Annotated in this window: 6 protein-coding genes and 1 pseudogene; 1 reads left to right on the plus strand and 6 read right to left on the minus strand. The window is 67.8% G+C overall.

Annotated features, from left to right (window positions below; all coding sequences use genetic code 11):
• The first annotated feature begins 3 nt into the window (after positions 1–3).
• Complete coding sequence (locus AC1DD3_RS20890) at positions 4–1,281, plus strand: SRPBCC family protein (RefSeq protein WP_476882439.1); 1,278 nt, start codon at positions 4–6, stop codon at positions 1,279–1,281.
• An 86-nt stretch (positions 1,282–1,367) separates the two neighbouring features.
• Here AC1DD3_RS20890 and AC1DD3_RS20895 read toward each other — a convergent pair whose 3' ends face one another.
• The 6 genes and pseudogenes from AC1DD3_RS20895 to AC1DD3_RS20920 all read right to left on the minus strand — a co-directional run.
• Entirely contained in the window at positions 1,368–2,834 is a 1,467-nt protein-coding gene (locus AC1DD3_RS20895) for an FAD-dependent oxidoreductase (RefSeq protein WP_230117444.1), read from the minus strand.
• 87 nt (positions 2,835–2,921) lie between these two features.
• The gene (cobA, locus tag AC1DD3_RS20900) at positions 2,922–4,187 is read right to left on the minus strand and encodes a uroporphyrinogen-III C-methyltransferase (RefSeq protein WP_230117443.1); all 1,266 of its coding nucleotides are present in this window, start codon (positions 4,185–4,187) and stop codon (positions 2,922–2,924) included.
• Positions 4,188–4,312: 125 nt separating this feature from the next.
• Entirely contained in the window at positions 4,313–4,609 is a 297-nt protein-coding gene (locus AC1DD3_RS20905) for a putative quinol monooxygenase (protein ID WP_230117442.1), read from the minus strand.
• Positions 4,610–4,778: 169 nt separating this feature from the next.
• Positions 4,779–5,762 (minus strand): ABC transporter permease, encoded by a 984-nt coding sequence (locus AC1DD3_RS20910; RefSeq protein WP_230117441.1) that lies wholly within the window; start codon positions 5,760–5,762, stop codon positions 4,779–4,781.
• Positions 5,752–6,477: an ABC transporter ATP-binding protein gene (locus tag AC1DD3_RS20915; RefSeq protein ID WP_230117440.1), complete on the minus strand. Its 726-nt coding sequence runs from the start codon at positions 6,475–6,477 to the stop codon at positions 5,752–5,754. Before AC1DD3_RS20915 ends, AC1DD3_RS20910 begins: the two co-directional genes overlap by 11 nt.
• 56 nt (positions 6,478–6,533) lie before the next feature.
• Positions 6,534–6,771 (minus strand): annotated as a pseudogene (locus AC1DD3_RS20920) (sulfonate ABC transporter substrate-binding protein); the annotation flags it as partial.

Raw genomic sequence — 6,771 nt, forward strand, 5'->3', positions numbered from 1 at the left:
CGAATGACGCAGACACGCAGACCGGCAGGCGGGGCAAGCGCGCTGGCAGGGCAGGCCTTCGCCGCTGTCTTCAAGGCGATCAAGGCAGTACGCCCTCTCCGTCCGATCCATCCCCACGGCCTCGGCCTTGTCGGCGAGCTGTCGCGGCATGGCATGGACGAACACGCTGCCGGCGGGCTCCAGGGTACGCACAGCGGAATCAGCTGGCTCGATGCTGCCGGCAGTGAACAGGTGCAGGCCCGTTTTTCCCGCTCGGTGGGCCTGCCGGAAGCGCTGCCCGACATTCTTGGCCTCGCCCTCCGCATCGGCGCCGCCTCCGAGGGTACTGCCGGCGGCCAGCCGGCGGATATTCTCTTCGCATCGACCGGCTGGGGCTTTCCGGCGCGGTATGCGCTGCTTCCCAAGCTCGACGTCGGTGCCGCCAGATTCACCACGCTGATGCCCTACAAGGGTGCGAACGGCCCGGTCCTGCTGGGGTTGCGCACGCTTTCACTGCCTCCGGGCGCCACCGGCCGCGCCGAAACCGGCGCAGACTTCAGGGACGCCCTCATCGCGGGCGACTGGGTCCTGGCGCTCTCCTTCGCCAAACCCGCCGGCCGGTGGGTCCACGCGGGGACCCTCCGGCTGCGGGCCGTCCCCGGGCCCGACGACACCACCATCCGCTTCGACCCGCTCGAACACCCGCTGCCGGGAGCCGGGACCTACCCGTGGGCGCGGCGCCTCCGGGAACGTTCCTACCGAACCGCCCGCGGGACCGCGCCAGGGCAGCCCGACGCCCGGAAAACCGCGGCTGACACAACAACCCAGCAGCACACCCCGCCGCCCCTCGAGAGGAAACCCATGTCAACCGTCACGCAGGTCTTCAATTCCCCGGCACCGGACGTCTGGAAGGTGATCGCCGATGGCTGGCTGTACTCCGGCTGGGTTGTCGGCGCCTCGCGGATCCGATCCGTCGACGCGCACTGGCCCAAGGTTGGCGCACGCTTGCATCATTCCGTGGGCGCATGGCCCCTGATCATCAACGACTCCACCAAGGTGACGGCCGTTGATCCAGGGAAGTCACTGGAACTGATGGCCCGCGGCTGGCCCCTGGGCGAGGCGAAGGTGGTCATCACGCTGGAGGACCAGGGGACCCAATGCCGCGTCTCGATTGCCGAAGACGCCGTCAGAGGTCCCGGCCTGGCCGTGCCCAAAGTAGTGCGGGATCCCCTGATCTCGGTGCGGAACCGGGAAACCCTGAAGCGGCTCGAACTCATGGCCGCCGGCGGGGCTGGCCGCTAGCCGGACGTTAAGCACAACGCGGGGTCACTCTACGCCCGGTGATCCGAATGGAACGGGCGGTGAGTGACCCCGCGTTGTGTAGAGAGCTAGACGCTGGCGGCGACCCCGTCGCGGGAGATGGACACCATGTCCTCGCGGGGCACAACCTTGATGCGCTCGCGCTTGACCTGTACGCCGTGCGATCCGCCGGCCGCCGTGGCCTCGGCGCCCAGGGCAAGCTCGTGCGCGTCCAGTGCCAGCCAGCCTTCCCAGCTGGTGTACTCCACGCCGCGGCTTTCGAGAAGGTCGACGACGGCGCTTGCGGCGGGCGCCTCGGCCACCGGCAGGTTTTCACGGTCTTCCAGCAGGTACGTCACGGTTTCGAGGGCGTCGCCCTTGGTGTGGCCGATGAGGCCCACGGGACCGCGCTTGATCCAGCCGGTGGCGTAGATGCCCGGGACGTGCTCGCCGGACGCGTCCAGGACGCGGCCGCCGGCGTTCGGGACGACGCCCTTCTTGTGGTCGAACTCGACCTCCGGCAGGGCCGAACCGAAGTAGCCGATTGCGCGGTAGACGGCCTGCACGGGGTAGTCGACGTATTCGCCGGTGCCGCGGGCGTTGCCCGTGCCGTCCAGCTCGGTGCGTTCAAACTTCATGCCGCTGACGCGCCCGGGGTTCGCGGCGTCGTCGTAAATTTCCACCGGGCTGTGCAGGAAGTGCAGGTGCAGGCGGCGGGAGGCCTTGAGCTCTGAGAGGTCCTCGGGCTGCTCGGCGATCCAGTTGGTGAGCGTGCCCACCATGGTCTTGGTCTGGTTGTTGCTCTGGATCTGGCGGTCCGATTCCTCGTCGAACTCGAAGTCCTCCGGGTACAGGATGATGTCCACGTCCTTGGAGTGGGACAGTTCGCGGAGTTCCAGCGGGGTGAACTTGACCTGGGCCGGGCCGCGGCGGCCGAAGACGTGGACGTCCGTGACGGGCGAGGACTTCAGGCCGGCGTAGACGTTGTCCGGGATTTCGGAGACGAGGAGGTCATCAGCGTGCTTTGAGAGGACGCGGGCCACGTCAAGCGCCACGTTGCCGTTGCCGATCACGGCGATTTCCTTGGCGTCCAGCGGCCATTCGCGGGACACGTCCGGGTGGCCGTCGTACCAGGAAACGAAGTCCGCGCCGCCGTAGGAGCCCTCAAGCTCGATGCCCGGGATGTTCAGGTCGGCGTCCTTGATGGCGCCGGTGGCGAAGATGACGGCGTCGTAGTGGGTGCGCAGGTCCTCGATGGAGAGGTCCGTGCCGTAGTCCACGTTGCCGAAGAAGCGGATGTCGCCGCGGTCCAGGACCTTGTGCAGGGCATTGACGATGCCCTTGATGCGCGGGTGGTCCGGGGCCACGCCGTAGCGGATCAGTCCGTAGGGCGCCGGGTAGCGGTCAAAGAGGTCGATGCTCACGGTCAGCTCGCCGCTCTTGACGGCTTCGCTCTTGGTGAGGATGTCCGCAGCGTAGACGCCGGCCGGGCCGGAGCCCACGACGGCGACGCGCAGTGGACGTTCGGCAGAACCTACGGTGGTGCTTGATGACACGGCTGTGTTCCTTTTCTTCTGCATCCGTTGCTCCACAACTGCCCTTCTGAGGCTTGATAACGGCAGTTATGGAGCAATCGACGGGCTTTACGGGGTGAGAACGCGGGTGGTGCGGGGCTTATTGGGGCTGGTGGTGCTGTAGTCAGCGGTCTTGAAGTGCGACGGCGCAAAGGGGCTCACGCGGACAACGTCACCGATCACGATCACGGCAGGATTCGCGACGCCGGTGGCCTCGGCCTGGTCGGCGATGGACCCGAGGGTGCCAATCGTCACGCGCTGGTTCGGCAGGTAGCCGTTTTCCACAATACCAACCGGAGTGTCCCCCGGCAGTCCGGCTTTGCCCAGGGCGGACGCCGATTCGCGCAGCTGGCCCACTCCCATGAGGAGCACCACGGTATGGTCTGCGCGGGCCGGGACCTCGGACAGTTCCTCGTGGCCGGTGACCACGCTGAAGCCCTTGGCCAGGCCGCGGTGCGTTACCGGAATGCCTGCGGCGGCCGGGACGGAGATCGCGGATGTGACGCCCGAAACCACTTCAACCTCGACGCCGTGCTGCCGGCAGAACTCCGCTTCCTCGCCGCCGCGGCCCAGGACGTAGGGGTCGCCGCCCTTGAGGCGCACCACGCGGTGTCCGGCGAGGGCCTCGTCGACGAGGATGCGGTTAATCTCGGCCTGCGGCACGGGATGGTTGCCGGGCGTCTTGCCCACCTCGATCACGCGCACATCGGGGGCAAGTTCGTTGAGCAGTTCGCGGGGGCCGAGGCGGTCTGCCACCACAACATCGGCCTGGCCCAGGAGCCTGCGGCCGCGGACGGTGATGAGGCCGGTGTCGCCGGGGCCGCCGCCCACGAGGGCCACGGAGCCGGCAGTCGCCCGGCGCCGGCGGAGCGGCAGGTCACCGGTTTCCAGGGCCGTAGCGACGGCGTCACGCAGGGCCATCGCGCGGCGCGGGTCTCCGCCGGCGTTGACGGCGATCTTGACGTCGTCCACCACGGCGACGGCGGGGGTCCAGGCAGCCGAAGCTTCGTGGTCGGAGGCGTTGACGCACCAGATGCGCTGCGCCTCGGCATCGGCAGAAACCTGCGAGTCCACGGCGGAATCGCCAGTGGCGGTCTGAACGAACCACGCGCCGTCGACGTCGGAGGAAGAGTAGGCGCGCGGTACCCAGGTGAGCAGGCCGGCGTCGGCGAGTTCCTGGAGCGCGGCTGAGGCAACCGGGGCCACCACGGTGACCCGTGCACCGGCGTCGAGTAGGCCCTTGGCGCGGCGCGTGGCCACGGGTCCGCCGCCCACCACCAGCACAGGGCGGCCGAGCAGGCGCAGTGCCGTTGGGTAGATGTCCTGAATTGCCATGAATCAACGGTAGGGCCGGGTCACATTCACCAACAACGGCGGCGGAAACACCAGTTCACGTAAGGTAACGCTGCGTCACATAGGGGCGGTCGCGGCGTAGAGCCGCCCCCGCCCCGCGCGGGCCGCTACTTCACGGCGATAAGTTCGATCGGCCGGATGTCCGGATCCTTGGCGAGCAGGGACGGGCCATGTTGGCCCAGGGCGGCAGGAATGGCCCCGTTGAGGTGGGCCTGCCGGTCCTCCTCGGTGTCAAAAGTGTCGAAAATGCCGAACGTGTTCTCGCTGACCCGGAACGCGTACCAGGTCCTCGTGCCAGGCTCGCCGAGTACTATCTCGCGGCCTCCGTTGAGGAAGTCCCAAACTTCCTGTTCCTTCCCGGGCTTGGCCTCGACCAGTGCCAGCAAGCCAAATTTTGGTGCCACGGCTACCTCCTGAACAGTTGTGGGATCGGGCCGGCTGCCGGCCTTGTCGTGAGTGTAGGCACGCTGCATCGGTGGAACAAGGGTGCGACGGTGCCAGGACAAAGGACAGCGGAAAGCCCGACGGCGAGTATCGCCGTCGGGCTTTCTTGTTGGGTCAGTGCGGACGCGCTTAGCGCGTGCTGCCGGCCAGGAGGCCGCGGCGCTGGAGCAGGCGCTTCTCGATGGGCGCGAAGACGAGCAGCTCGATCAGGATGCCCACGGCGAGGATCAGCAGGATTGCGGACATCACGATGGTCATGTCCGCGAGGTCGCGGCCCTGGTTCAGCATGGAGCCGAGGCCGAAGCCGATGGTGCCGCCCACGGCGATGATTTCCGCGGCCATGAGCGACCGCCAGGAAAATGCCCAGCCCTGCTTGAGCCCGCTCAGGTAGCCCGGCAATGCGGCCGGCAGGATGATCTGCACCGCCATCTGAAACCGGGACGCACCCAAAACTGTGCCTACGCTGCGGTACTGCGGCGGGATCTGGTCCACGCCGGAGATCAGGCCATTGATGATGGACGGGATGGCGCCCATGAAAACCACGAAGTACACGGTGGCGTCGGTGAGGCCGAACCAGATGATGGCCGCGGGCACCCACGCCACGGACGGCAGGACCTGAAGCCCGGAGATGAGGGGCCCGAACGCCCTGCGCAGCGGAGCCACCTGGGCCAGCAGCAGGCCGATCGGCGTCGCGATCACCACGCTGATCAGGAAGCCCATGATCCCGCGCTGCAACGAGGTCCACACGGCCTCCTGGAGCGATCCCTCAGCCCACAGCGTGCCGAACTGCTCCAGCACGTCCATCGGTCCGGGCACCTGGTCGCGGCGCTTGAGGCCCAGCGAGACGTAGAACTGCCAGATGATGATGAGCACCACAAGGGCGGCCACCGGCAGCAGGATGCGGCTCCAGTCGACACGCGCCTTGCGGATGGCGTCCGACTGCAGCGAGTCGAGCCCGGATTCGAGTTCGCGCAGGTCTGCGGAACCGGTGGAGGAACGGGTCAGGGCCGCATGGATTTTTGTGGAACCGGTGGCTGAGCCTGCCGACACCGGGGCCTCGTCAGGGAGGACCGCCGGCTTCTCTTCTGCCACAGGGGTCGGGTTACTTGGCATGGCGGCGGATCTCCTCTCGCAGCCGGGCGGTGATGACCCCGGTCAGCTGTCCGGCAAGACCGGCGTCGGTACGGTGTTCTTCGGTGACGTTCCATTCCTGCACCACGCGGCCGGGCCGGGAGGACAGCAGGAGCACGCGCTGGCCCAGCCGGACGGCTTCGCGGACGTTGTGCGTCACAAACACGATGGTGCGCCCGGTTTCCTTCCAGATGCGTTCGAGTTCGTCATGGAGCAGGTCGCGGGTGATGGCGTCCAGGGCAGCGAACGGCTCGTCCATGAGCAGCAGCTGGCGGTCCTGCGCGAGCGAACGCGCCAGGGCCACACGCTGGCGCATGCCGCCGGAGAGCTCGTGCGGGCGCTTGTCGCCGGCCTCCGCGAGGTGCACCAGGTCCAGCAGTTCATCGGCTTTCGTGCGGCGCTCGGCCTTGCCGACGCCGCGCAGTTTCAGCGCGAGCTCGACGTTCTCCCGGGCTGTGAGCCACGGGAACAGGGCGGCGTCCTGGAACATGAACGCGGCGCCGTCGCTGGGCACCTCAAGAGCGCCCGACGTCGGGACCTCCAGTCCCGCCATGATGTTCAGCAGGGTGGACTTGCCGCAGCCGGACGCACCGAGGAGGGCGACGAACTCGCCCTTGCCGATGGTGGCGTTGACGTCGTCCAGCACCGGGGCGCCTTCGCCGAAGCGCTTGCCCAGGTTTTCCAGTACGACTGGCATGGTCCCGTCCTTTGTTCGTGGTGCGTGGAGCTTGGTGTGCGGTGAAGCCGGTTGGGCTAGTCCAGGCCCAGCCCCGCTGCGGATGCCTTGTCGTCGGTCACCGCGTTTAGTGCCCGGAGATCGAAGATGCCGTTGAGGTCGGCCTGTTTGGTGGTGCCGGCGTCCACGCCGTCCTGCAGCAGCTTGTTGAAGGCTCCGGCCAGCGGGTCAACGGTGAACACGATGTTCTTCAGGGACCGGTCGATGACGTCCTGCGGGAGCGCCTTGCCGGCCGCCTCCTTCAGGGCCGCGTTG

It is taken from the genome of Arthrobacter sp. 05T444, from assembly GCF_056395905.1.

What these genes read in the sequence shown, in the direction of transcription:
- AC1DD3_RS20890 (WP_476882439.1), top strand. Translation starts at nt 4, where the DNA reads ATGACGCAGACACGCAGACCGGCAGGCGGGGCAAGCGCGCTGGCAGGG.
- cobA (WP_230117443.1), bottom strand. Translation starts at nt 4,187, where the DNA reads ATGGCAATTCAGGACATCTACCCAACGGCACTGCGCCTGCTCGGCCGC.
- AC1DD3_RS20910 (WP_230117441.1), bottom strand. Translation starts at nt 5,762, where the DNA reads ATGCCAAGTAACCCGACCCCTGTGGCAGAAGAGAAGCCGGCGGTCCTC.
- AC1DD3_RS20915 (WP_230117440.1), bottom strand. Translation starts at nt 6,477, where the DNA reads ATGCCAGTCGTACTGGAAAACCTGGGCAAGCGCTTCGGCGAAGGCGCC.